Source organism: Ruegeria sp. AP12 (assembly GCF_056540025.1).
In genome coordinates, this window is record NZ_JBQFVZ010000007.1 from 177821 (window position 1) to 201492 (window position 23672).

The 23672-nt window shown below is 61.8% G+C and carries 22 protein-coding genes; 10 read left to right on the forward strand and 12 right to left on the reverse strand.

All coding sequences use genetic code 11. The features are described from left to right. Nucleotide 1 precedes the first annotated feature (1 nt). The 3 genes from ACR0E6_RS17835 to trpS form a co-directional block, all read right to left on the reverse strand. Entirely contained in the window at nt 2-457 is a 456-nt protein-coding gene (locus ACR0E6_RS17835; protein ID WP_170455593.1) for a universal stress protein, read from the reverse strand. 77 nt (nt 458-534) lie between these two features. Then, the gene (locus ACR0E6_RS17840) at nt 535-1398 is read right to left on the reverse strand and encodes a branched-chain amino acid aminotransferase (RefSeq protein WP_170522295.1); all 864 of its coding nucleotides are present in this window, start codon (nt 1396-1398) and stop codon (nt 535-537) included. Nucleotides 1399-1456: 58 nt separating this feature from the next. Then, nucleotides 1457-2485: a tryptophan--tRNA ligase gene (trpS, locus tag ACR0E6_RS17845; protein ID WP_170522297.1), complete on the reverse strand. Its 1029-nt coding sequence runs from the start codon at nt 2483-2485 to the stop codon at nt 1457-1459. 88 nt (nt 2486-2573) lie between these two features. On the opposite strand from trpS, the gene ACR0E6_RS17850 reads away from it, so the two are divergent. Beyond that, nucleotides 2574-3260 (forward strand): rhomboid family intramembrane serine protease, encoded by a 687-nt coding sequence (locus ACR0E6_RS17850; protein WP_480585740.1) that lies wholly within the window; start codon nt 2574-2576, stop codon nt 3258-3260. On the opposite strand, the gene murJ is transcribed toward ACR0E6_RS17850, so the two are convergent. From murJ to ACR0E6_RS17865, 3 genes are read right to left on the reverse strand one after another with little or no spacing between them, the layout of a single operon-like run. Then, complete coding sequence (gene murJ, locus ACR0E6_RS17855) at nt 3261-4802, reverse strand: murein biosynthesis integral membrane protein MurJ (protein ID WP_480585743.1); 1542 nt, start codon at nt 4800-4802, stop codon at nt 3261-3263. Then, nucleotides 4799-7618 carry a [protein-PII] uridylyltransferase gene (locus ACR0E6_RS17860; protein ID WP_480585746.1) on the reverse strand — a complete coding sequence of 940 codons (2820 nt, stop codon included), beginning with the start codon at nt 7616-7618 and terminating at the stop codon, nt 4799-4801. The genes murJ and ACR0E6_RS17860 overlap by 4 nt, the downstream gene beginning before the upstream one ends. Next, entirely contained in the window at nt 7578-8750 is a 1173-nt protein-coding gene (locus ACR0E6_RS17865; protein WP_480585749.1) for a penicillin-binding protein activator, read from the reverse strand. Before ACR0E6_RS17865 ends, ACR0E6_RS17860 begins: the two co-directional genes overlap by 41 nt. A gap of 88 nt (nt 8751-8838) precedes the next feature. On the opposite strand from ACR0E6_RS17865, the gene rsmI reads away from it, so the two are divergent. The 3 genes from rsmI (at nt 8839) to gshB (ending at nt 11063) form a co-directional block, all read left to right on the forward strand. After that, the gene (rsmI, locus tag ACR0E6_RS17870; protein ID WP_480585752.1) at nt 8839-9696 is read left to right on the forward strand and encodes a 16S rRNA (cytidine(1402)-2'-O)-methyltransferase; all 858 of its coding nucleotides are present in this window, start codon (nt 8839-8841) and stop codon (nt 9694-9696) included. Between the two features lies 1 nt (nt 9697). After that, the gene (locus tag ACR0E6_RS17875) at nt 9698-10069 is read left to right on the forward strand and encodes a YraN family protein (RefSeq protein WP_480585755.1); all 372 of its coding nucleotides are present in this window, start codon (nt 9698-9700) and stop codon (nt 10067-10069) included. Between the two features lie 61 nt (nt 10070-10130). Then, nucleotides 10131-11063: a glutathione synthase gene (gshB, locus tag ACR0E6_RS17880; protein WP_480585758.1), complete on the forward strand. Its 933-nt coding sequence runs from the start codon at nt 10131-10133 to the stop codon at nt 11061-11063. On the opposite strand, the gene ACR0E6_RS17885 is transcribed toward gshB, so the two are convergent. The 4 genes from ACR0E6_RS17885 to cobU are packed head-to-tail and all read right to left on the reverse strand — an operon-like array spanning nt 11060 to nt 14661. Next, nucleotides 11060-12574: a YifB family Mg chelatase-like AAA ATPase gene (locus ACR0E6_RS17885; RefSeq protein WP_480585761.1), complete on the reverse strand. Its 1515-nt coding sequence runs from the start codon at nt 12572-12574 to the stop codon at nt 11060-11062. The two genes, gshB and ACR0E6_RS17885, sit on opposite strands and share 4 nt — an antisense overlap. Before the next feature lie 47 nt (nt 12575-12621). Continuing rightward, nucleotides 12622-13506: a glutathione S-transferase N-terminal domain-containing protein gene (locus ACR0E6_RS17890; RefSeq protein WP_480585764.1), complete on the reverse strand. Its 885-nt coding sequence runs from the start codon at nt 13504-13506 to the stop codon at nt 12622-12624. 58 nt (nt 13507-13564) lie between these two features. Continuing rightward, nucleotides 13565-14143 (reverse strand): histidine phosphatase family protein, encoded by a 579-nt coding sequence (locus ACR0E6_RS17895; RefSeq protein WP_480585767.1) that lies wholly within the window; start codon nt 14141-14143, stop codon nt 13565-13567. Further along, complete coding sequence (gene cobU / locus ACR0E6_RS17900) at nt 14140-14661, reverse strand: bifunctional adenosylcobinamide kinase/adenosylcobinamide-phosphate guanylyltransferase (RefSeq protein WP_480585770.1); 522 nt, start codon at nt 14659-14661, stop codon at nt 14140-14142. The genes ACR0E6_RS17895 and cobU overlap by 4 nt, the downstream gene beginning before the upstream one ends. A 101-nt stretch (nt 14662-14762) precedes the next feature. Here cobU and ACR0E6_RS17905 point away from each other — a divergent pair, with 101 nt between their 5' ends. From ACR0E6_RS17905 to ACR0E6_RS17925, 5 genes are all read left to right on the forward strand, one after another. Beyond that, nucleotides 14763-15641: an RNA polymerase factor sigma-32 gene (locus ACR0E6_RS17905; protein WP_170623972.1), complete on the forward strand. Its 879-nt coding sequence runs from the start codon at nt 14763-14765 to the stop codon at nt 15639-15641. Beyond that, nucleotides 15638-16462, forward strand: coding sequence for a ChaN family lipoprotein (locus tag ACR0E6_RS17910; protein ID WP_170737173.1), 825 nt, complete (start codon nt 15638-15640; stop codon nt 16460-16462). The genes ACR0E6_RS17905 and ACR0E6_RS17910 overlap by 4 nt, the downstream gene beginning before the upstream one ends. A gap of 63 nt (nt 16463-16525) precedes the next feature. Beyond that, complete coding sequence (gene coaBC / locus ACR0E6_RS17915; protein WP_480585773.1) at nt 16526-17722, forward strand: bifunctional phosphopantothenoylcysteine decarboxylase/phosphopantothenate--cysteine ligase CoaBC; 1197 nt, start codon at nt 16526-16528, stop codon at nt 17720-17722. A 31-nt stretch (nt 17723-17753) separates the two neighbouring features. After that, complete coding sequence (dut, locus tag ACR0E6_RS17920; RefSeq protein ID WP_480585776.1) at nt 17754-18209, forward strand: dUTP diphosphatase; 456 nt, start codon at nt 17754-17756, stop codon at nt 18207-18209. Continuing rightward, nucleotides 18209-19264: a HesA/MoeB/ThiF family protein gene (locus ACR0E6_RS17925; protein ID WP_480585778.1), complete on the forward strand. Its 1056-nt coding sequence runs from the start codon at nt 18209-18211 to the stop codon at nt 19262-19264. Before dut ends, ACR0E6_RS17925 begins: the two co-directional genes overlap by 1 nt. Before the next feature lie 84 nt (nt 19265-19348). On the opposite strand, the gene ACR0E6_RS17930 is transcribed toward ACR0E6_RS17925, so the two are convergent. Then, entirely contained in the window at nt 19349-20560 is a 1212-nt protein-coding gene (locus tag ACR0E6_RS17930) for an aminotransferase class I/II-fold pyridoxal phosphate-dependent enzyme (protein ID WP_170737164.1), read from the reverse strand. A gap of 143 nt (nt 20561-20703) precedes the next feature. Between ACR0E6_RS17930 and ACR0E6_RS17935 the strand changes: the two genes are divergently transcribed. Continuing rightward, the gene (locus ACR0E6_RS17935) at nt 20704-22719 is read left to right on the forward strand and encodes a M3 family metallopeptidase (RefSeq protein WP_480585781.1); all 2016 of its coding nucleotides are present in this window, start codon (nt 20704-20706) and stop codon (nt 22717-22719) included. Nucleotides 22720-22732: 13 nt separating this feature from the next. On the opposite strand, the gene ACR0E6_RS17940 is transcribed toward ACR0E6_RS17935, so the two are convergent. Further along, nucleotides 22733-23665: a 2-hydroxyacid dehydrogenase gene (locus ACR0E6_RS17940; RefSeq protein ID WP_480585784.1), complete on the reverse strand. Its 933-nt coding sequence runs from the start codon at nt 23663-23665 to the stop codon at nt 22733-22735. Nucleotides 23666-23672 lie beyond the last annotated feature (7 nt).

The window sequence follows — 23672 nt, forward strand, 5'->3', positions numbered from 1 at the left end:
CTCAGGTAATTTCTTCCAGCTTTTCCTTGCTCAGATCGCCGGGCACGATTGTGATCGGGATCGGCAGGCTGCCCGAGTTCTTCGTCAATTGCGTAACCAGCGGGCCGGGCCCCTTTTTGTCGGTGCCCGCCCCCAGAACCAACACGCCGATTTCGGGGTCGGACTGCACATGTTCGATGATCTGAGGCACCGGATCGCCTTCGCGGATCGCCAGTTCCGGCTCGACGTTTTGTTTGTCGCGCATCCACTTGGCGAACACTTCGTAATGCGCGTGGATACGTTCGCGCGCTTCTTCGCGCATGACCTCGGCCACACCGATCCAGTGGTTAAACTCGTCCGGCGGGATGACCGACAGGATCGTGACGCCGCCGCCGGTATGGGCCGCGCGCATTGCGGCAAAGCGCATCGCATTCAGGCATTCACGGCTGTCATCCAGTACGACCAGGAACTTGCGCATGGGTGTCCTCATTCTTTTTTGGGGATGATGCCCGACCGATTGCGCGCTGGCAACTCGGGCAATGCCCACATATTCAGCTAGCGATCGCTGGCAGCCCAATCCCAATAAAGACCACGGGCGCGGCGGGCAATGGGGCCAATCTGAAATTGCGTGTCGTCCAGCGCGGTTACCGGCGTCACCTTGTTCATGTTCCCGGACATGAACACCTCATCCGCCTGATGGAAATCGTCAAAGCCCAGAATCGTTTCGTGCACGGTGACGCCATCGGCGCGCAGGTTCTTGATGTGACGCGCGCGGGTGATCCCGGCCAAAAAGGTGCCGTTGGGGATCGGGGTAAAGACCTCACCGTCCCGGACCATGAAGATATTGGCGGTTGCGGTTTCGGCCACATTGCCCATCGCGTCCGCAACCAGCGCGTTCGAGAACCCTTTGGAGCGCGCCTCCTGCAGCATGCGGGCGTTGTTGGGGTAAAGGCATCCGGCTTTGGCATGCACAACGGCAGATTCCAGAACCGGCCTGCGAAAACGTGTGGTTGTCAGCGTGGTCGAGGCCGTCTCGGGCGCCATCGGAATCTCTTCCAGGCAAATTGCGAAACCGGTGCTGTTTTCCTTTGGAACAATGGCAGTGGCGTCACCATCGATCCCCCAATACATCGGGCGAATATAGACGCCTGTGTCCGGGCCGTAGGCCTGCAGCCCGTCGCGCACCAGATCGACCATCTGTTCTGGCGTCACCGTTGGCGTCAGCATCAGCGCCTCAGCCGAGCGGTTCACGCGGGCGCAATGGGCCAAAAGATCCGGGGCCATGCCTTCGAAATACCGCGCCCCGTCAAACACTGACGAGCCCAGCCACGCGCCATGGTCGGCGGCACGCATGATCGGAGAGTCCCCATCGTGCCATTGGCCTTCGAAATAGGTGCGGATATTCTTGCCCGTTGCCATGACGCCCTCCCAAGCTTTGGGCAAACCTAGGAGGGCGTCAGGCGAAGGTCCAGTGTAATCAGCGCGATGTTGCGCCGACCATACCCACAATGTCGTAGGTCTGGCGCAGGATCGGTGCGGTGATTTCGCGCGCGCGTTCAGCGCCACGTGCCAGAATGCGGTCGATCTCGGCCTGATCGTTCATCAGCCGCGCCATCTCGGACGAGATCGGCGACAGTTTCTCGACCGCCAGTTCCGCCAGCATCGGTTTGAACTCACCGAACTGTTTGCCGCCCACATCTGACAGCACCTGTTCGGCGCTTTGATCTGCAAGGGCGGCGTAGATGTTCACCAGATTGCGCGCCTCGGGGCGGTCTTCCAGACCATCGGGTTCTGAGGGCAGCGCATCCGGGTCCGTCTTGGCCTTGCGAATTTTCTTGGCGATCGTGTCGGCATCGTCGGTCATGTTGATCCGGCTCATATCCGATGGATCGGATTTGGACATCTTCTTGGACCCGTCGCGCAGGCTCATGACCCGCGTGGCCGCGCCTTCGATCACCGGTTCGGTAATGGGGAAGAAATCCACGCCGAAATCGTTGTTGAACTTGATCGCAATGTCGCGTGTCAGTTCCAGATGCTGCTTCTGGTCCTCGCCCACCGGAACATGGGTCGCGTGATAGATCAGAATGTCGGCAGCCATCAGCGACGGGTAGGCGAACAGACCCAGCGAGGCATTCTGCTGGTTTTTGCCCGCCTTGTCCTTCCACTGAGTCATCCGCTGCATCCAACCCATCCGGGCGACACAGTTGAAGATCCAGCCAAGCTGCGCGTGCTCAGGCACCTGACTTTGGTTGAACAGGATCGACTGTTCCGGATCAATGCCCGCAGCGATGAACCCGGCGCATAGCTCGCGGGTGTTGTGGGACAGCGCAGCGGGGTCCTGCCATGTGGTGATCGCGTGCAGGTCGACCATGCAATAGATGGTTTCGAACTCTGGCCCCTGCATGTCCACAAAGCGCTTCATCGCGCCCAGATAATTGCCCAGGGTCAGCCCGCCCGAAGGCTGGATGCCGGAAAACACGCGCGGCGTGAATTGGGTCTGGGTCATCGAAGGGAACTCCCGTCTGGAAAAATCAGCCCTCGTCGCTTACCCATGAGGGTCAGGGACGTCAACAGCCGCGAAAGGCCCGCCCAATATGAGCAGTGAGCATTACACACCCGCCGTGAACCCCCTGCCGCCCGTCGTGGTGGCGCTGGTTCTGTTCATCATCGGGATCGAACTGGCCTTCACGCTAGGCGCGCGCGGGCTGGTCGGAGGGCCAGGTGCAGTAGGCTGGCGGTTGGGTGCGCTGCAGAGCTACGCCTTTTCGGCGGATATTTTCGACTGGATGGTGCTGAACGGTCGCTGGCCGTTCGAGCATGTCATCCGTTTCGTGACCTATCCCTTTGTCTCGGCCAATTTCACCCAAGCGGTGTTTGTCTGCGTCTTCGTGCTGGCCATGGGCAAGTTGGTCGGAGAGGTTTTTGGCGGTTTTCCGATGCTGCTGATCTTTGTGCTGTCCGGCGTGGGTGGCGCGCTGGCCTATGCGTTGATCCTTGATCCTTCATATCCCTTGGTCGGAGGCTTCCCACCGGTCTACGGATTGATCGGTGCCTTCACATGGCTGTTGTGGCGCAAGCTGTCTCTGGTCGGCGAAAATCAGGCACGGGCTTTCCAGTTGATCGCCGTACTGATGGGTATTCAACTGCTCTTTGGGTTGCTGTTTGGCGGGACGTCCGATTGGGTGGCCGATGTGGGTGGGTTTGCCACCGGGTTCGGGCTGTCGTTCTTTCTGGCCCCGGGCGGTTGGGCCCGGATCAAGGGCCGCATCCGGCGCGATTGATCAGGACCGGCGCAGGGCGCGCTTGAACTCGGAAATTTTGAAGGCCCCCAACAAATGGCCAAGCGCGAAATACGCAACCGCCGCCACGACGATCAGCGCCAGTAACGCAAGATAGCGCCAGCCCGCCAGCGCGAAGGCCCAACCGAACAGGTAAGTGGCTGCACCCAGCACCACGCCCATTCCGACCGAGGCCGCAACGATCCGCCATGCGCGCAGTTTGAACCGGTCATCAAACCGCGCCTCGTCCCCCATGCGCCGCGCACCGATGGCCAGCAAGGCAACCATCGCCCATCCGGCAACCGACGCTGCAATGGCGGGTGCGATCCATCCGACCACAGGATAAAGACCAAAGGCCAAAGCCGCATTGATGATCATGGCAACGACAGCATAGCGGAAGGGGGATTTCGTATCCTCGCGCGCGAAATACAGCGGTTGCAGCAGTTTCTGCAGCATGAAGGCCGGAAGCCCGACGCCGTAGATTGCCACGGCGAGCGCTGTGGCGGCGGTATCCTCGGCGCTGAACTGGCCGCGCTCGAACAGGACCGAAACCAAGGGTATCGGGATGATCAGAAACGCCACGGTCGAGGGCAGCGTGAGCAGCAACATGAACTCGCCCGCGCGCGAGAATGCGTTGCGTGCACCGTCCTTGTCGTCTGCGCGCAGACGGCGGGACAGGTCGGGCAGCAGGACAATGCCGATGGCAATCCCGACAACGCCCAGAGGCAACTGATACAGACGATCCGCCGCGAAGAGCCAACTGACGGCTTTCTCGGTCTTGGACGCCACCAACTGCCCCACCACAAGATTGACCTGCGTAACTCCCATAGCCAACGCGGCAGGGATCGCAATGCGAACCATGTTGCGCATTTCCGGTGTCAGGCGCGGCAGGCCCACGCGGATACGGATACCCGCGCGCTCGGTCGCGACCCAGACCAGAGCCAGTTGAGCGACGCCGGCGACAGGGATCACGGTGATGAGCCAGCGAATGACCTCACCGCCGGACAGCGCGCCGAAGATAAGGGCCGAGCACGCAAAGATGTTCAGCAAAACGGGCGCGGCAGCGGCGGCTGCAAAGCGGCCCGTCGCATTCAGCACGCCCGAAAACAAGGCCGCCAATGACATGAACAGGATGTAGGGAAAGACAACGTAGCCGTAATCGACGGCCAGATCGAACCGCTCATCGCCATAGAACCCTTCGGCCGTCAGCCACACAAGGCCCGGCATGAATACCATTGCCAGACCGACCAGCGCCAGCACGGCAGCACCAAGCAGGTTGAATGCATCCTGTGCGAACCTTTCGGCGTTTTCACCGCCTTCAAGCCGTTTCGAAAACATCGGCACAAAGGCCGCGTTGAACGCCCCTTCGGCGAAAAACCGGCGGAACATATTGGGCAGGCGGAACGCAGCCACAAAGGCGTCCATCACCGGCCCCGGGCCGATATAGGCGGTCAGCAGAATCTCTCGCAGAAAGCCCAGAATGCGGCTGGCCAGAGTCCAGAACCCAACCGTGAAGAAACCCGAAAACAGCCGGATCTGCTTCATGAGGCCGCGCGCTCGGCGCCTTCGGTGATGGCGGTGCGCAGCTTGGCCTCAAGCCCGCGCTGCTTGCTTTCCGAGTGGTATTTCAGCCCGAACATATCCTTGACATAGAAGGTATCCACCACCTGTTCGCCATAGGTCGCGATCACGGCGTTGGCGATATAGACATTGGCCGCCGCCAGCGTCCGCGTCAGATCATAGAGCAGGCCGGGCCGGTCGCGGGTATCAACCTCGATGATCGTGTAGATCTCGGACCCGTCATTGTCGAAGGTGATATGGGTCGGCACGTTGAACGCGCGCTCGCGCTTCTTGATCTTGTCGCGTGATTTCAGCGCCTCGCGGGCGACAACCTCGCCCTTCAGGGTCTTGTGGATCATCTGGGTCAGACGCGGCAGGCGTGCGGCCTCGAAGGGGTGGCCCTCGGCGTCCTGTATCCAGAATGCGTCTGTCACATAGCCGTCCTTGGTCGTATAGCTGCGCGCGTCCACCACATTGGCCCCGACCAGCGCCAGAGCGCCCGCAATCCGCGCAAAGATACCGGGGTGGTCGCCCATGGCAAAGCAGGCCCGGGTCGCGTCGCGATCCTCGTCCGGGTGCAGACGGATTTCGACCTCGCCCGGATCACCGCTGCGATCCAGCGCGCGCAGCATGTCCGCAAATTCGACATGCGTCGCAACGTTCAGACCCTGCCAATAGGGTGCGTAGTGCCGCCCGGTTTCGACCTTGAGGTCGGCCTTGGACCAATCCGCAAGCTGGGCCCGCAGCGCCTTTTTGGCCTCAGTCCCGCGATTGGCGCGGTTCAGATCCTCCATCCCGGTCTCAAGCGCGCGTTTGGTTTCGGCATGCAGGGCCCGCAACAGGGTGGCTTTCCAGTTGTTCCAGGTGGTTGGCCCGACGCCGCGAATGTCGCAGACCGTCAGCACGGTCAACAGGTCCAGCCGCTTTACCGTCTGCACGGCTTTGGCAAAGTCCCGCACGGTGCGCGGGTCAGAAATATCGCGTTTCTGCGCCATGTCGGACATCAGCAGGTGATAGCGCACCAGCCATTCGACCGTCTCGGAATCCCCCTTGTTCAACCCAAGCCGGGGGGCCACCTTGCGCGCGATCTGCGCCCCCAGGATCGAGTGATCCTCGGGCCGCCCCTTGGCGATGTCATGCAGCAGCAAGGCCACATAAAGAACCTTGCGGTTGACCCCACCCTTCAGGATCGACGAGGCCAGAGGCAACGACTCCATCAACTCTTCGCGCTCGATCTGGGCCAGGTTCACGATGCACTGAATGGTATGCTCGTCCACCGTATAGCTGTGATACATGTTGAACTGCATCATCGCGACGATGGGCTCGAACTCGGGCAGGAAGGCCGATAGCACACCCAGTTCGTTCATCCGCCGCAAGGCCCGTTCCGGGTTGCCGTGTTTCAGCATCAGGTCCAGGAAAATGCGCCGCGCTTCTTTGTCGTTGCGCATGTCCTCGTCGATCAGATGCAGGTTGGCGGTCACCAGCAGCATTGCGTCGGGATGGATTAACATGCCGGTTCGCAACCCTTCCTCGAACAGGCGCAGCAGATTCACCTTGTCGGCCAGAAACGCGTCCGGATCGGCGATGTTCAGACGCCCGTGCACAACGCTGTAGCCCTGCTTGACCCTCGGGCGACGCCGGAAGATCCGTTCTAGCAGCGGGGCACCTTTCACATGCGCGGCTTCCAACTTGGTCAGGAAGATCCGCGTCAGCTCGCCCACGCGCGTCGCCTCGCGGAAATAGCGCTGCATGAACACCTCGACACCGCGCCGACCGGCCCTGTCTTCGTAGCCCATTCGCGCCGCGACCTCGACCTGCATGTCAAAGGTCAGCTGTTCCGTCGCACGCCCCGTGACCAGATGCAGATGAGAGCGCACGGCCCACAGGAAATCCTCGGCCTCGACAAAGGTTTTGAACTCTTCGGGCGTGAACAGACCCAGCGGCACAAGCTCGGCCACATCCTGAACGCCGTAGATGTATTTTGCGATCCAATACAGCGATTGCAGGTCGCGCAGCCCGCCCTTGCCTTCTTTCACATTCGGTTCGACCATATAGCGCTGGCCCTGTTTCAGGTGGCGTTCGTCGCGTTCCTTTAGTTTGGCCTCGATGAACTCGCGCTCGGTCCCTTTGAACAGGTCGGATTTCAGCTTGTTGTCCAACTCCTCCGCCAGGGCCGTGTCACCGGCCAGATAGCGCTGTTCCAGCATCGCGGTGCGGATGGTGAAATCTTCGGTTCCCAACCGCAGGCAGTCTTTGATGGTGCGAGAGGAATGCCCCACCTTCAGCCGCAAATCCCACAGGATGTAGAGCATGGATTCAATCACGCTCTCGGCCCAGGCGGTGATCTTGTAAGGCGTCAAAAACAGCAGATCGACATCCGAGGCCGGGGCCATTTCGCCCCGCCCATATCCGCCAACGGCCAGAACGGCGATCCGTTCGCCTTGCGTCGGGTTGGCCAGCGGGTGCAGACGCTCGCTGGACACGCGCATCGCCGTGCCGACCAGTTGATCGGTCAGGTGCGTATAGGATCGGGTCAGAGGCCGCGCATCAAACGGGCGCGCCGCAAACGCATCCGCAATGGCCTTGCGCCCGGTCTTCTGCGCATGCCGCAGGATTCGCACGGTTTCCGAACGGATCGCGGCATTGTCCGCGCAGGCTTCAAATGCAGACGCCAGCTGCTTAGTCACACTGGCGCTGTCGAAAATATCCTCGGCGGGGCAGATCAGCACGGTGTCGGGCGCGGCAACCAGACCGGGTCGATCAGAAACCGGCGCCAGAGAAGCTTTGTGGGGCAGGGTCAATCACAACCACCTGTTTGTTCTGGATCGTGGCGACGGCCAGACCGCGTTCGTTGGTGCCGTTCGGACGCAGACGGAAGATGCCGCCGACGCCCTGGAAACCGGCGTTCTGTGTCAGGGCCGCCCCGGTCAGCGCGTCGGATTTGCCTTGCGAGACCAGTGCGCCGATGGCCGCGATGCCGTCATAGGCCAAGCCACTGATAGGATGCGGGGCCTCGCCGTAGGTCGCGTTATAGCGCTGGCGGTAGGCTTGTGCCTTGGAGGGGTCCGGCAGGGCGAACCAACCGCCCTGAACACCCGGCAGTTCCAGCGTTTGCGGTGGGATGTCCCAGCGGGTCAGGCCGATGAATTGCGTCGTGGCCGGTGAAACGCCTGCCTCTGGCAGAAGCTGGGTGAACAGGGGCAACGCACCGGCCGTTGTTGCTGTCAGGAACACCGAGTCCGCGCCCGACGAATCCGCTGTTGCCTTGACGGTGGGAACCGCGTTGATCACCCCTTGTTGCGAGCGGTCATAGCCCACAGTGCCCGCGTTGTTGACCGGGCTGGAGTTCAGCGCATTGGCAATGGCCGACTGGCCCAACTGGCCCGCCGCGTCATTGCTGTGCACAATTACGGTGCCGGTTTTACCTTGCGAGCCTGCATAGTTCACCAACCGGTTTGCGGTGTTCTGGAATGTGGGACCAAGCACGTAGACATTACCGCCCGCGATGCTGGTGTTGTTCGAAAAGGACAGAACATTGACGTTGTTGTTCAGCACGGCCAGCCCGGCCGCGTTGGCCGCTTGTGCGTAGACCGGTCCGATGATGATCTTGGCCCCGTCCGACACGGCCTGCTGCGCAACAACGGATGCGGTGCCCGCGTTTCCGGCAGTGTCATAGACCCGCAGGTCGATCTGAACGTTCGGAAGGTCGTTCATCGCCAGCCGCGCCGCGTTCTCAAGGCTGCGCGCCAGTGCGGCGTCTCCCGCCTGACCTGACCCGCTTGGAACCAGCAGGGCGACCGGGACAGGTTTCGATGTGTTGATCGATGGCCCGCCGCCCAAACCGCCAACTTCACAGGCAGCCAGAAACGCCATGGTGGCCAGGGCAGCAGCGGCCTTCGCCAGCTTGCTTACGGGCTTGCAAACGGTAAACATCTAAAAGAAAACTCCCTGATCCGGCGGCGACGGGCGCTGCTATTCTATCGAGCCGCGATAATAAACGTCATGCTGTGAGGGTCCAGCTTTGAATTTCCAAAAGATCAGATTGGCTGCGGGCCTGTATTTTGTTGCCACTCCGATCGGAACCGCGCGCGACATTACGCTCAGGGCGCTGGATATTCTGGCTTCGGCGGACGTGATCGCGGCGGAAGACACCCGCAGCCTGCGCCGATTGATGGAGATCCATGGCATCCCGCTGGATGGTCGCCGAATCCACGCCTATCACGATCACAGCGGCGCGGGCGCGCGCGGCAAGATTATGGATGCGCTGGCGCAGGGGCAGTCGGTTGCCTACGCGTCCGAGGCCGGAATGCCACTGATCGCCGATCCGGGCTATGATCTTGGGCGGGAAGCGGCCGAGGCCGGGTATACCGTGACCTGCGCACCGGGGCCGTCTGCGGCTTTGGCGGCCCTTACGCTGGCGGGTTTGCCAACGGATGCGTTCTTTTTTGCAGGCTTTCTGCCGAATGCGTCCGGTGCCCGGCGCAGCCGCATCGAAGCCCTGCGCGATATTCCCGGCACGCTGGTGTTTTACGAATCGCCCAAACGCGTCGCCAGCAGCCTGTCCGATCTTTCCGACGTTCTGGGCGCAGATCGTCAGGCCGCTTTGTGCCGGGAACTGACCAAGAAATTCGAAGAAATCAAGCGCGGCACGCTGGGCGAACTGGCGCAGGCCTATCAGGGTCAGACCGTGAAGGGCGAGGTTGTCTTGCTGGTGGATCGCAGCCATTCGCAAAGTGTTAACGAGTCTGACGTAGAAGAGGCTTTGAAACAGGCCTTGCAGACGCATTCGGTTCGGGATGCCGCGGATCTGGTGTCGCAGATGTATGATCTGCCCCGGCGTCCGATCTACCAGAAGGCCCTGAAATTGGGAAAGGGATGACATGGCGCAGCGTTCGGTTCGGGGATCAGTGTCCTATCACGCGGGTCAGGCGGCGGAACTGCGCGTCGCTACAGATTACGAACGCCGTGGCTTTTCCATCGCGCATCGACGCTGGCGCGGTGCCGGGGGTGAAATTGATCTGATTGCGCGCGACAGCGATGGGCTGGTCTTTATCGAGGTGAAGAAAAGCGCCAGTTTTGACATGGCCGCTTCCCGCATCACTAAGCGTCAAACCGAACGGATTTGCGCCTCGGCCGCGCAGTTTCTGGAAAACGAACCCGGCGGGCAGCTGACGAATGTGCGGTTTGACGCGGCATTGGTTGATCGCTCGGGTGCAGTCCAAATCATCGAAAACGCGTTTGGGCAGGCCTAAGCCCCATTGAACCCCTCGGCCTGCTGCGCCATGTATCTGGCGTGAAGTTGAGGGACATGCCATGAAAATCGCCTTTCAAATGGACCCGATCGGGGCCGTGGACATCAATGCCGACAGCTCTTTCCGCCTTGCGGAAGAGGCGCAGGCCCGCGGGCACCAGCTGTTCTTCTACGGCCCGGACCAATTGGCCTATCAGGAAGGTCGGATCACCGCGCGCGGTCAGGACATGACGGTGCAGCGTGTGCCCGGAGATCCGGCGGTGCTTGGACCGGAACGTGAGGTTGATCTGGCCGAGTTCGACGTCATCTGGCTGCGACAGGACCCGCCGTTCGACATGCATTACATCACGTCGACCCATCTGCTGGATCGCCTCAAAGGTCAGGTTCTGGTGGTCAATGACTCGTTTTGGGTTCGCAACTTCCCCGAAAAACTGCTGATCCTGGATTTCCCCGATCTGATGCCACCGACCACGATTGCGCGGGATCTGCGGACTATCAAAGCGTTCAAGGACAAGCATAAGGACGTCATCCTGAAACCCCTTTATGGCAATGGCGGTGCAGGCGTGTTCCGGCTTGATGCCAACGACCGCAATCTCACGTCCCTGCATGAGCTGTTCTCCGGCTTCTCGCGCGAGCCGCTGATCGTTCAGAAATTCCTGCCCGATGTCAAAAACGGCGACAAGCGCGTGATCCTGGTCGATGGGGAAGCGGTGGGCGCGATCAATCGTGTCCCGGCCGAAGGCGAGACGCGTTCGAACATGCATGTGGGTGGACGGCCCGAGAAGATCGGGCTGAGCGAACGCGATCTCGAGATTTGCGCCGCCATCGGTCCAATTCTGAAAGAAAAGGGCCAGATTTTTGTCGGGATCGACGTCATTGGCGACTACCTGACCGAAATCAACGTGACCTCGCCCACTGGCATTCAGGAGCTCGAGCGCTTTAACGGCGAGAACATCGCCGAAAAGATCTGGCAGGCGATCGAGGCCAAAATCTAGGCCATCACCCTGGCGCTGATGCGAAAACTCAGCGCCTCGGCCACATGGGGTCTGCGGATATCCGGCGCACCATCCAGATCGGCAATGGTGCGCGCGACTCGCAGGATGCGGTGAAAGGCGCGGGCCGACAGGCCGAACCGGTCGGCGGCTTTCAGCAACAGGTCTTTGCCCTCGGGATCCGGGGCTGCGACCTCTTCCAACAGTTTACCTTCAACATCCGCGTTTTGCCGGACCGATGGCGTATCTGCGTAGCGCGTGGCCTGAACCTGACGCGCCTGTTCCACACGTGTCGCGACGGTGGCCGAGCTATCGCCGGATGGCGGCAGATCAAGGTCGGTAAAGGCAACAGGCGGAACCTCGATCCGCAGATCGAACCTGTCCATCAACGGGCCGGAAATACGGTTCAGATAATCCTCGCCGCATCCGGGCGCACGGGAACAGGCGCGGGACGGATCGGTCAGATAGCCGCATTTGCAGGGGTTGGCTGCGGCGACCAGCATGAAACGGCAGGGATATTTCACATGCGCATTGGCGCGCGCCACCATCACTTCGCCCGTCTCAATTGGTTGGCGCAGGGTTTCCAGCACCGTTCGGGGAAACTCGGGAAACTCGTCCATAAACAGCACGCCATTATGGGCCAATGAAATCTCGCCGGGTTTTGCGCCCTTGCCGCCACCAACAATCGCCGCCATCGAGGCCGTGTGGTGCGGCTCGCGGAAGGGTCGCGCGCAGCTGATGCCGCCTTCATCCAGCAGCCCGCAAAGGGATTGGATCATAGACGTCTCCAGCGCCTCGACCGGTGTCAAAGGCGGCAGAATGCCGGGCAGGCGTGCGGCCAGCATTGATTTGCCCGAGCCGGGCGTTCCGATCATGATCAGGTGGTGCCGCCCGGCTGCGGCAATCTCAAGCGCGCGTTTTGCACGTTCCTGCCCTTTAACGTCGCGCAGATCGCGGGCGCTGGGCGACAGGTTTACCTCACCCGGTTTCGCCTCGGCCAGAGGAGACTGGCCCGAGAAATGGCGGACGACGTCGCCCAGAGACCCGGCCCCGATCACCTGAGTGGCATCGACCCATGCCGCCTCGGCGCTGGATGCGCGCGGGCAAAGCAGCGCGCGATCCTCGGAGGCGGCGGTCATGGCGGCGGGCAAAGCGCCGACCACGGGCACCAAAGATCCATCCAAGGACAACTCACCCAAGGCAACTGTGCCGTCGGCGGCATCTGCCGGAATGATCTCCAGCGCCGACAGCAGGGCGACGGCGATGGGCAGGTCGAAATGGCTGCCTTCTTTCGGCAGATCGGCGGGCGAGAGGTTGATGGTGATCCGCTTCGACGGCAGGGCAATGGCCATGGCGCTAAGCGCGCTACGGACCCGGTCGCGTGCTTCGGACACGGCCTTGTCCGGCAGGCCGACAATGGAAAACGCAGGCAAGCCCGGCGATACGGCGCATTGAACCTCGACCGGGCGGGCCTCGACCCCCTGAAAAGCAACGGTATGAGCGCGGGCAACCATGGCGATCCTGTTCTTGGTTAACAGGACGTTGCTGCCATGGTTGCGGTTTAAGAATCGTTAACGGCAGCACGCATGGCGGTGAATTTGGGCCATGCCTCGGGGTCAGCCACGGTTTTGTCGCGGCAGAACGAATTGCAAAAGCCCCAGCGTTGTCCGTCCAGTTCCAGAAAATCGGTCACCGGTTTTCCGGAATAGGGGCACATCGTGTTAACTGGCGGGCCGGGTTCGGCGGCCATGGCCGTTGAAACACCGCCCACTGGCCATGGCGCAATGGGCAAATCCAAAGCGTAGGGAAATGGCTTATATTCAACCGTCAGCCCCATCGCGCGCCATTGGCGCACTAATGTATCGCTGAGCAGTTCGATGCAGTAGTCGCGATTGGCCTCGGATACAGGCAGGCCGTAGCCAATGATCCGTGCGGCCACCGGCGTGTAAAACACATCGGCCAGAGAATACGCGCCAAAAAGCGGTCCATCCTTGGCCCCCGAGATTCGGCGCGCATGGGCCCAGAGTGTTTCGATACGCGCCAGATCAGTCAGCGTGTCCTCAGATGGAGAGAACCCCTGCCAGACATGCTTCAACTGCATCGCGCATTCGCCGCGCAGGGCGGTGAAGCCAGCGACCATCTCGGCGCATAGCCAACGCGCCGTGGCCCGTGCCGCCGGGTCTCTGGGCCATAAGCCGGCTTCCGGGTGGCGTTCGGCCAGCGTTTCGGCCATGGCGAGGCTTTCGCCCACGACAGTTCCCTCGGGCAAGCGCATCGCGGGAACCAGCCGGGCCGGAGACAGCGGCTCCATATCCTGAGCCATGGTTCCGGAATAAAGGCCGATCATATGGGTTCGATAGGGCAGGCCGAACTTTTCCAGCATCAGCCAACCGCGCATGGACCAGCTGGAAAACAGCCTGTCGCCGATAAAAAGGTCATAGGTCATAAAGGGACGATGACGCAGCGCGTCGCGCAGGTAAATCAGTGATTTGTGCGCCGCCCGATCACGGAAGGTGATTGATTACACCGGCCGACCATGCCTGACCGTCAAATGCCAGATGGGTCACGGACAGGTTGTCGATGCGGTGCGCAAAGGTCTGTTGCGCGTCCAGATCCAGCGCGCGCTGAACCTGTGTCAGGATCACACCGAAATGGGCGACGATGACCAGATCGTGGCCCCGGTGATTGGCGATCAGGGTGTCAATCGCGCCATCGACCCGCGCGCGCACCTCGTTCCAGCTTTCACCTTGTGGTGGGCGAACGTCGCCGGGGTTGTCCCAATAGGCGAAGGCCAGTTCGGGGTCTTCGGCCTCGATTTCGGCAAAGCCGCGCAATTCCCACGCGCCGAAATTGATCTCGCGCAGGTCCGGGTGATGGGGCAAACGGCGGCGTGTGCCTTGGATAGCTGTTGCAGTCTCTAAGGCGCGCGACAGGTCCGAGGACACGACTATTGCCGCGGGCGGCAGGTAGTCATGCAGGCGTTCCAGGGCGGCTGTGTCGCTCAGATCAGCCGGAAGATCGGACCAGCCAACCATGGTTTTGGCATGGGTCGGGCCATGGCGGACAAGGTGCAGCCGGGTCACGGCAATGTCCCCTTCAGAACCATCGGCAAGCCTGCCGTCACCTGTACCGCCAGATCGGCACGAGCGGCCAGGGCGATGTTCAAGCGACCCTGCGCCTCGCGAAAGCGGCGGGCCAAAGCGTTTTCGGGTACGATCCCATGACCTACTTCGTTTGAGACAATGACGATCTGCGCCGCGCAATGCCCCAGCGCGTCCAGCAGGTCAGCCTGCGCCGTGGCCAGATCGGTTTCGGCCAGCAGGTGATTGGTCAGCCACATGGTGGCGCAGTCGATCAGACAGACCTGATCCGCCTTCAATTCCGCCAAAACCGGGGCCAAATCCAAAGGTGCCTCGACCGTCAGCCAATCCGGGCCGCGTTGGGCGATATGCTGATCGACCTTTTGGCGCATCTCATCATCAAACACTTGTGATGTGGCCAGATAAACGCGGCTTTTCCCCAATGAAACAACCAGTTGTTCGGCAAAAGCCGATTTGCCCGAAGCAGCCCCGCCCAGCACAAAGGTTAAATCGGGCAGCACAATTCTTACCTTTCTAGTGATCCACCTGCTTGTGCTCTGCGTATCGACGACAGGTCGGCAAGGCAAGCCCGGCCATCGAATACGATAATTGGGAGAGTTTCATGGCACTTGACAACGCGACCGACTTTTCGATGTCCAGGCAGGCAATGAAGGCCGAATTGCTGGACGCAGAGACCGAGTTAAAGTTGGCTTATGCCTGGCGCGATGAGCGTGACGAACAAGCCCTTCACCGCCTGATCACCGCCTATATGCGCTTAGCTATTTCGATGGCGGCCAAGTTCAAGCGCTATGGCGCGCCGATGAACGATTTGATTCAGGAGGCCGGTCTGGGCCTGATGAAAGCCGCTGACAAGTTTGACCCCGACCGGGGCGTGCGCTTCTCCACATATGCCGTCTGGTGGATCAAGGCCAGTATTCAGGATTATGTGATGCGCAATTGGTCGATGGTGCGCACCGGCTCGACCTCATCCCAGAAATCGCTGTTCTTCAACATGCGTCGGGTTCAGGCACGGTTGGAACGCGAAGCGGCGACCGAGGGTCTGGAACTGGACCGGCACCAGCTGCACCAGATGATTGCTACTGAAATCGGTGTGCCCCTGCGCGATGTCGAGATGATGGAAGGCCGCCTGTCAGGTTCGGATTTCTCGCTGAACGCGGTGCAATCGGTTGATGAGGACGGGCGCGAATGGATCGATGCGCTGGAAGACGACCGGGAACAGGCGGCAGAAACGGTTGCGCACAACCATGACACCGAACAACTGCGCGAGTGGTTGTTGACCGCCATGAACGCACTGAATGACCGCGAGCGTTTCATCGTACGCGAACGCAAGCTGCGCGAACCCGCGCGGACGCTGGAAAGCCTGGGGGATGAGCTTGGTCTGTCCAAGGAACGTGTCCGCCAGCTTGAGGCCGCAGCATTTGTGAAGATGCGCAAGAACCTTGAAGCCCAGTCGCGAGAGGTGCAACACTTCATCGCATGACACGGCTTGCGATTCTGCTTTGTGCACTGATGGTTACGATGGTCTCGGCGCGTCCGGGCCAGGCGGACGCGTTGATCCCTCCCGACATGATTGCCGACATGCAGTCGGCGGATGTTGTGATATTGGGCGAAGTTCACGACAATCCCAGGCATCATCAGGTTCAGAGCGAGGCGGTCAAAGCCCTGTCGCCCTCGGCTGTTGTGTGGGAGATGGTGACAGAAGAAGGCGCCCAAAGGCTGGCGCAAAAGGCCGTGTCCGATCCCGAAGAACTGGGCCGCATCCTGCGCTGGGCGGAAACCGGCTGGCCGCCGCTCAGCATGTATTACCCTGTTTTTCAGGCATCCGACGCGCCAGTCTACGGTGCCATGGTACCGCGTGTCGCTGCCCGGGCCGCGATGGAGCGAGGCGCGGCAACAGCGCTGGGCGCGGATGCGGCGCGATATGGCCTGACGGTTCCACTGCCGCCTGACGAGCAGGCCGCGCGCGAAGCCGACCAGTTGGCCGCGCATTGTGACGCGCTTCCGGCAGAGGCCTTGCCGCAAATGGTTGCAATACAGCGCCTGCGTGACGCCGTGCTGACACGCTCGACCCTGCAGGCGATCGAAGACACCGGCGGGCCGGTTGCGGTGATCACCGGCAACGGCCATGCCCGCAAGGACCGTGGCATTCCGACCTTTCTGACGCGAATGCAGCCCGGGTTGAAGGTTTTTGTGCTGGGCCAATCCGAGGATGGCGCAATCGAGGGCACATTCGACGCGGTGATTGACAGCCCGACTGTTGATCGCGAAGACCCCTGCAAAGCGTTCGAGACCCAGAATTAACCGCTGGAACTACGCGGTGGCGTTGCCTAATGTCGGGGCCGATCGGGACGAGAAGGGCTGAACATGCTGTCATCCAAACGCATTTTGCTGATCATCGGCGGAGGGATAGCTGCCTACAAATCGCTGGACCTGATCCGGCGGCTGAAAGAGCGTGGCGCGGCCGTAACCCCCGTTGTGACCCGCGCGGCGGAAGAGTTTGTGACGCCCTTGTCCGTGTCCGCGCTTGCAGGTGAAAAGGTCTATCGCGACCTCTTCGACCTGACCGACGAGGCCGAGATGGGCCATATACAGCTTTCGCGCTCGGCTGACTTGATCGTTGTTGCCCCGGCGACGGCGGATCTGATGGGCAAGATGGCCTCGGGTCTGGCGAATGATCTGGCCTCGACCCTTCTGATGGCCACCGACACGCCCGTTCTGTGCGCGCCTGCCATGAATGTGCGGATGTGGGATCACCCCGCGACCCAGCGCAACCTTGCGCAATTGCAGGCGGATGGCGTTCGGTTCGTCGGCCCGAACGAAGGGGATATGGCCTGCGGCGAATACGGTCCCGGCCGCATGTCCGAACCGCTAGAGATTGTTGCCGCGATCGAGGCCCAATTGTCGGACGGCCCCTTGCAGGGCAAGCGCATTCTGGTGACGTCCGGCCCCACGCATGAACCCGTCGACCCCGTGCGCTATATCGCCAACCGGTCATCGGGGGCGCAGGGCACCGCCGTGGCGCGGGCTTTGGCGGCGCTTGGGGCGGATGTGGTTTTTGTCACCGGCCCCGCCGATGTGCCCCCGCCCGAAGGCGTGCAGGTGGTGCGCGTTGAAACGGCGCAGGAAATGTCGGACGCGGTCGACGCCGCCCTACCGGTGGATGCTGGTGTGTTTGCCGCCGCCGTGGCCGATTGGCGCGTCGCCAGCGCCTCGGACCGGAAGCTGAAGAAAACCCGCGACGGCTTGCCCACGCTGGAGTTTGCGGAAAACCCCGACATCCTGAAACGGGTTGCGCATCTGGAGCACGGACGGCCAGCGCTGGTTGTGGGTTTTGCGGCGGAAACAAATGACGTTCTGGAAAATGCCACCGCGAAACGACTGCGTAAGCAATGTGACTGGATTGTCGCCAACGATGTCAGCCCCTCGACCGGTATCATGGGCGGGGCGGAAAACGCGGTGGTGCTGATCTCGGACACTGGTGCCGAGGAATGGCCTCGCATGGGCAAAGACGCGGTGGCCGCCCGTCTGGCCCAGAAGATTGCCGAGGCGTTGGGCGATTGACGCCTTGGACTATGAACAAAGAGGAACTGGAATGGTCGCAATTCGTGTGATCCGCGACGCGGGGTCCGATGCCTCGGTGGCATTGCCGTCTTATGAAACATCCGGTGCCGCCGGTGCAGATGTGCGCGCAAACCTTCCGGGGGGTCGGGCGATCACACTTGTGCCCGGGCAGCGCGCCTTGATCCCGACCGGCCTGCGGATCGAAATCCCCCAAGGGTATGAGGTTCAGGTCCGCCCGCGCTCGGGGCTGGCCCTGAAACATGGGATCACCCTGCCCAACACGCCGGGGACAATCGACAGCGATTATCGCGGACCGCTGGGCGTGATCCTGATGAATGCTGGGCAAGTCCCCTTTGACGTGGCGCATGGTGAACGTATTGCGCAACTGGTCGTCGCCCCGGTCGTTCAGGCAGAGTTCCTAGTGGCGGACGACCTGAGCGATACCGAACGCGGGACAGGTGGCTTCGGCTCCACCGGGCGCGGCTGATGTTGCTGGTTCTTCTGTTGGCCGCCGGGCTTTGGGGCGTCGGCTACATCGCGGGTGTATCGCGCACGGCCCGGCTGGTCTCGGTCGCGGTTCTTTTGTCGGGCGTCATCATTGCGCAGCTGATCCTGCCCGACGGCAATCCCTTGCGCGAGGCGACGGGTGGGTCGGCGGCGATGTGGCTGATCCTGGCCGGGTTTGCCGCGTTGGTTCTGCTCTATGGCAGGGTGCTGAAAGTCCTGCGCAACCGGGCCACGCCCGAGACAAATCAGGATACTGTCAAACCCTCGGACCGTTTCTCTGAAACCGAACTGGATCGCTATGCCCGTCACATCGTCCTTCGGGAATTGGGCGGGCCGGGGCAGAAGAAACTCAAAAAAGCGCGGGTTCTGGTCATCGGCGCAGGCGGTCTGGGCGCGCCCGCGTTGCAGTATCTGGCGGCGGCAGGGGTTGGCACCATCGGCGTGATCGATGACGACGTGGTTGAAAACGCCAACCTGCAACGGCAGGTGATCCACCGCGACGCCGACATCGGAATGCCCAAGGTTTTCTCGGCGCAACAAGCGATGGAGGCTCAGAACCCGAACGTTGTGGTGCTGCCCTACAATCGCCGTTTCAGCGAAGAGATCGCGGCGGACCTGTTCGCCGATTTCGATCTGATCCTGGACGGGACGGACAATTTCGACACCCGCTATCTGGCCAACCGAACGGCGGTTGCCTTGGGGAAACCTTTGATCTCTGGCGCGCTCTCGCAATGGGAAGGGCAGCTGAGCGTCTTTGACCCCGCCACCACAGGCCCGTGCTATCAGTGCATCTTCCCCGAAGCGCCCGCCGCCGGGCTGGCCCCTTCTTGCGCCGAAGCGGGGGTGATCGGGCCGCTGCCCGGCGTGGTGGGATCCATGATGGCGGTTGAGGCGATCAAGGTGATCACCGGTGCCGGGGCCGCCTTGCGGGGCGAAATGCTGATCTATGACGCGCTTTATGGCGAAAGCCGCAAGATCACCCTGTCCAAACGCGCCGATTGCCCGATTTGCGCGCAGGCAGCCGCCCAGGCGTAACCGCCGCGCGCGCCAGCGCGCGGCCCGGCCCAACCGCGCCAAGGCGCATCTGCGATGCGCGCTGCGCGGGCGGGAGAGCCCCGTTCACCCCAAAGCGCGGTCCAGATCGGCGATCAGGTCCTCGGCATCTTCCAGCCCGACCGACAATCGGAAAATCCCGTCGCCCGCATAGGCGCGGTAATCCTCCAACTGCGCGCCGCCCAGTTTGAACGACGTCTCCATCAGCCCATCGGTGCCCATCCAGAAGATCAGGCTGCGATGATGCCCCAGCGAGACTGCATAGTGGATCACCTCAAGCCTCTCGATCATCTGTTGCGCGATGCGTTCGCCCTCAGCAGCGTTGCCCACCTGGAATGAGATCATGCCGGACATATTCGACATCTGTTGCTGCGCCAGTTCGGCCTGCGGATGCGATGCGAGACCGGGATAGATCACCTTGGTGACCCGCGGGTCATTGTCCAGCCATTCGGCTACCGCCATGGCTCCGGCCTGATGGGCCTTCATGCGCAGGGGCAGGGTGGTGGCGCCGCGCGCGATCAGCCAGGCGTTGAACGGTGATAGAACGCTTCCGTGATGGATCGCGGCCTCGGCCCGCATCCGCGCGACCAGCTCCGCCGATCCGGCCACCGCGCCGCCCACCGCATCGCCATGCCCGCCGATATATTTCGTGATCGAGTGCAGCGTCAGATCAACACCCAACGCCACCGTGTCCATGCCCAGTGGCGAGGCAAAGGTGGCATCACAACTCAGCAACGCCCCGGCCTGACGCGCAAGCCGCGAGATTGCGGCCAGATCGGTCAGCCGCCCGATGGGATTTACTGGCGTTTCGGTATGGATCAGCCGCGTGTTGGGGCGCAGGGCCGCAGCCACGTTCGACGGATCAGACATGTTGACGGCTGAGACCTCAATGCCCATGCGCGGCAGTGTCTCGCGCGCCAGTTCGGCCACGCCTGCATAAGACACGTCGGAGACAATCAGATGATCGCCTGCCGACAGAAAGGTGAAAAAGATCGCCGAGGCCGCCGCCATCCCCGAGGCGGTCGCCAGACAGGCCTCGGTGCCTTGCAGCGCAGCGATCTTGGCCTCCAGCCCCGCCACGGTCGGGTTGGCCCAGCGGGAATACACATAGGGCGTCTCGGGTGTCAGATCATGGGCGGAAAACCCGGCCAGATCCTCGGTTATATAGGTCGAGCTCATATGGATCGGCGGGGCCGATGCGTTGGTCGAGGCGTCGGGCGGATCCCCGGCATGGATCGCTGTCGTCATGATCCCGGCGGGGCGATTGGGTTTTGTCATATGCGTCCTCCCTTTCACCACGAACCTGAGCGGGCTAACGCGACAAGGCAAGCAGATTTGCGACGAATTCTGCCGGTTCCGGTACCACCTCCTCTGGACCATTCCCCGCACCCTACCTAGCTTGAGGGTCAAAGGAGATCTGCATGACCAACCCGATCCTGTCCGACTGGACCACGCCCTTTGAAATCGCGCCATTCGCGGCGATTTCAGATGAAGATTTTGCCCCGGCACTGGATAAGGCGATGGCTGCGCATAACGCTCAGATCGACGCGATTGCCGGAAACCCGGACGCGCCCACCTTTGCCAACACGATTGAGGCACTTGAGGCCGCGGGGGAGGAATTAGACAAGGTCCTGTCGGTGTTTTTCACGGTGGCGGGGGCCGACAGCAACCCCAAACGGGAAGAGTTGCAGCGTGACTTTTCACCGAAACTGTCGGCGCATTTCTCGGGCATTTCCTCGAACAAGGACCTGTTCCGCCGAGTGGCCGATCTTTGGCAGCGGCGCGATGATCTGGACCTGAGCGATGAACAGGCCCGTGTTCTGATGCTGACCCATCGCGGCTTTGTCCGCGCTGGTGCCGCGCTGCAGGGCGAGGCCGATGAACGCATGCAACAGATCAAATCGCGCCTTGCCTCGCTGGGTACGTCTTTCACCCAGAACCTGCTGGCGGATGAGCGTGACTGGTTCATGGAACTGACCGAGGATGATCTGGAGGGCCTGCCCGGTTTCGTCATCGCGGCGGCCCGCGCAGCGGGTGAGGAAAAGGGCGCGAACGGGCCGGTTGTGACCCTGTCCCGCTCGCTGATCGTGCCGTTTCTGCAATTCTCATCCCGCCGCGACCTGCGGGAAACAGCCTATCGCGCCTGGGCTGCGCGGGGGGCAAATGGGAACGAGACCGACAACCGCGAGATTGCAGCCGAAATCCTGACCCTGCGGGAAGAGCGGGCCAAGCTGCTGGGCTATGACAGCTTTGCAGATTTCAAGCTGGAAACCGAAATGGCCCGCTCGCCCGACCGCGTGCGCGCTCTGTTGATGCAGGTCTGGGAGCCCGCCAAAGCCCGCGCCGATGCGGATGCCGAGATACTGACCGGCCTGATGCAAGAGGATGGCGTGAACGGCCCGCTGGAAGCCTGGGATTGGCGCTATTATGCCGAGAAGCGCCGCAAGGCCGAGCATGATCTGGATGAGGCGGCACTGAAACCGTACCTGCAACTCGACCGGATGATCGAGGCGTCGTTTGCCTGTGGCAACCGTCTTTTCGGGCTGGAGTTTGCGCCGCTGGACGTGCCGCTCTACCACCCCGATTGCCAGGCGTGGGAGGTGACACGCAACGGGACGCACGTGGCGGTTTTCATTGGCGATTACTTCGCCCGAGGCTCGAAACGGTCAGGGGCCTGGTGCAGCGCCATGCGGGCGCAGGCGAAATTCCCCGAAGAACAAGCGCCCGTCGTAATCAACGTGTGTAACTTCGCCAAGGGCGATCCGGCGCTGCTGTCCTACGATGACGCGCGGACCCTGTTCCACGAGTTCGGCCATGCGCTGCATCAGATGCTGTCGAACGTGACCTATGAAAGCATTTCGGGCACGTCCGTCGCGCGGGATTTCGTCGAACTTCCCAGCCAGCTTTATGAACACTGGCTGGAAGTGCCCGAGGTTCTGGCAGAATACGCCACCCATGCCGAGTCGGGTGAGCCGATGCCTCAGGCGATGTTGGAGAAGGTGCTGAAGGCAGCCAATTTCGACCAAGGGTTCCAGACGGTCGAATATGTGGCCTCGGCCTTGGTTGATCTGGCGTTTCACGAAGGCGCAGCCCCGGCGGACCCGATGGCCAAGCAGGCCGAGGTTCTGGCCGAAATCGGCATGCCAAGGGCCATCGGGATGCGCCACGCCACCCCGCATTTCGCCCATGTCTTTGCGGGCGACGGGTACAGCGCAGGCTACTACAGCTATATGTGGTCCGAGGTCATGGATGCCGACGCCTTCGCCGCATTCGAAGAGGCCGGAGGGGCCTTTGACCCTGAACGCGCCAAGGCGCTGGAAGAGAATATCCTCTCCACCGGCGGCTCGCGTGAGGCCGAGGAATTGTATCTGGCCTTCCGGGGCCGCCTGCCGGGTGTCGAGGCCCTGCTGAAAGGGCGCGGGTTGATCGCCGCCTGATCGGATCGGGCCGTCAGTATCCCAACTGGCGGTCCACCAGATGCACAAACGGCTCACCGCCTTCGCCGCGCCGGATGTTTTCGCAGATCACCTGCGCCGCTGTGACGGGCCGGGTTTCCGAGGCGATATGCGGGGTGACTGTGACGTTCGGATGTGTCCAATAGGGGTGTTCGGGTGGCAGGGGCTCGATGCGAAACACATCCAGCGTCGCGTGTCCGACCTGCCCGGTGTTCAGCGCCTCCAGCAGGGCGTCGTCATCGATCAGCGGGCCGCGCCCCGGATTGATGATCTTTGCCCCCTTTGGCAACAGCGCCAATGTTTCGGCGTTCAGAGTGTTTTCTGTCGCGGGCGTGTCTGGCAACAGCAGCACGACGATTTCGGATTGCGACAAGGCAGTACTCAAACCGTCGGCCCCATGCAGACAGGTCACGCCCCGGATGTCCTTTTGGGTGCGGCTCCACCCCAAAACGCGAAAGTTCAGCGTGGCCAGCGCCTGCGCTGCCGCTTGCCCCAACTCTCCCAGCCCCAGCACGCAGACCGTGCGCTCGGTCGCAAGCGGTGGCGCGATCGGGGTCCAAACACCGTCCTGCTGGGTGATATGGGTGTCCATGCCCAGATGATACCGCAGGACATGGCCCACAACCCATTCCGTCATGCCTTGCGTCAACCCGTGATCGACCATGCGGGCCAGCGGAACAGTCAGAGTTGCGTTGTCGGCGATGCTTTCGACCCCGGCCCAGAGGCTCAGCACAGCCTTCAGCCTTGAATAGGGCGTGAAGTCCAATAGGCCGCCATTTGGCGCATAGACGACGTAATCCACCTGATCCGGGTCCATGTCGGTGGCCAGATGCACGTCCAACCCGGCCTGGGCCAGACCCTTGGTCAACAGCGGCTCGTAGATCGGCCACAGGTCAGGGCGCGCAGAGAACAGAACGTTGACGGGCATGAAGGGC

What these genes read in the sequence shown, in the direction of transcription:
- ACR0E6_RS17835 (WP_170455593.1), bottom strand. Translation starts at nt 457, where the DNA reads ATGCGCAAGTTCCTGGTCGTACTGGATGACAGCCGTGAATGCCTGAAT.
- ACR0E6_RS17840 (WP_170522295.1), bottom strand. Translation starts at nt 1,398, where the DNA reads ATGGCAACGGGCAAGAATATCCGCACCTATTTCGAAGGCCAATGGCAC.
- trpS (WP_170522297.1), bottom strand. Translation starts at nt 2,485, where the DNA reads ATGACCCAGACCCAATTCACGCCGCGCGTGTTTTCCGGCATCCAGCCT.
- ACR0E6_RS17850 (WP_480585740.1), top strand. Translation starts at nt 2,574, where the DNA reads ATGAGCAGTGAGCATTACACACCCGCCGTGAACCCCCTGCCGCCCGTC.
- murJ (WP_480585743.1), bottom strand. Translation starts at nt 4,802, where the DNA reads ATGAAGCAGATCCGGCTGTTTTCGGGTTTCTTCACGGTTGGGTTCTGG.
- ACR0E6_RS17865 (WP_480585749.1), bottom strand. Translation starts at nt 8,750, where the DNA reads ATGTTTACCGTTTGCAAGCCCGTAAGCAAGCTGGCGAAGGCCGCTGCT.
- ACR0E6_RS17875 (WP_480585755.1), top strand. Translation starts at nt 9,698, where the DNA reads ATGGCGCAGCGTTCGGTTCGGGGATCAGTGTCCTATCACGCGGGTCAG.
- gshB (WP_480585758.1), top strand. Translation starts at nt 10,131, where the DNA reads ATGAAAATCGCCTTTCAAATGGACCCGATCGGGGCCGTGGACATCAAT.
- ACR0E6_RS17885 (WP_480585761.1), bottom strand. Translation starts at nt 12,574, where the DNA reads ATGGTTGCCCGCGCTCATACCGTTGCTTTTCAGGGGGTCGAGGCCCGC.
- ACR0E6_RS17890 (WP_480585764.1), bottom strand. Translation starts at nt 13,506, where the DNA reads ATGACCTATGACCTTTTTATCGGCGACAGGCTGTTTTCCAGCTGGTCC.
- ACR0E6_RS17905 (WP_170623972.1), top strand. Translation starts at nt 14,763, where the DNA reads ATGGCACTTGACAACGCGACCGACTTTTCGATGTCCAGGCAGGCAATG.
- ACR0E6_RS17910 (WP_170737173.1), top strand. Translation starts at nt 15,638, where the DNA reads ATGACACGGCTTGCGATTCTGCTTTGTGCACTGATGGTTACGATGGTC.
- coaBC (WP_480585773.1), top strand. Translation starts at nt 16,526, where the DNA reads ATGCTGTCATCCAAACGCATTTTGCTGATCATCGGCGGAGGGATAGCT.
- dut (WP_480585776.1), top strand. Translation starts at nt 17,754, where the DNA reads ATGGTCGCAATTCGTGTGATCCGCGACGCGGGGTCCGATGCCTCGGTG.
- ACR0E6_RS17925 (WP_480585778.1), top strand. Translation starts at nt 18,209, where the DNA reads ATGTTGCTGGTTCTTCTGTTGGCCGCCGGGCTTTGGGGCGTCGGCTAC.
- ACR0E6_RS17930 (WP_170737164.1), bottom strand. Translation starts at nt 20,560, where the DNA reads ATGACAAAACCCAATCGCCCCGCCGGGATCATGACGACAGCGATCCAT.
- ACR0E6_RS17935 (WP_480585781.1), top strand. Translation starts at nt 20,704, where the DNA reads ATGACCAACCCGATCCTGTCCGACTGGACCACGCCCTTTGAAATCGCG.
- ACR0E6_RS17940 (WP_480585784.1), bottom strand. Translation starts at nt 23,665, where the DNA reads ATGCCCGTCAACGTTCTGTTCTCTGCGCGCCCTGACCTGTGGCCGATC.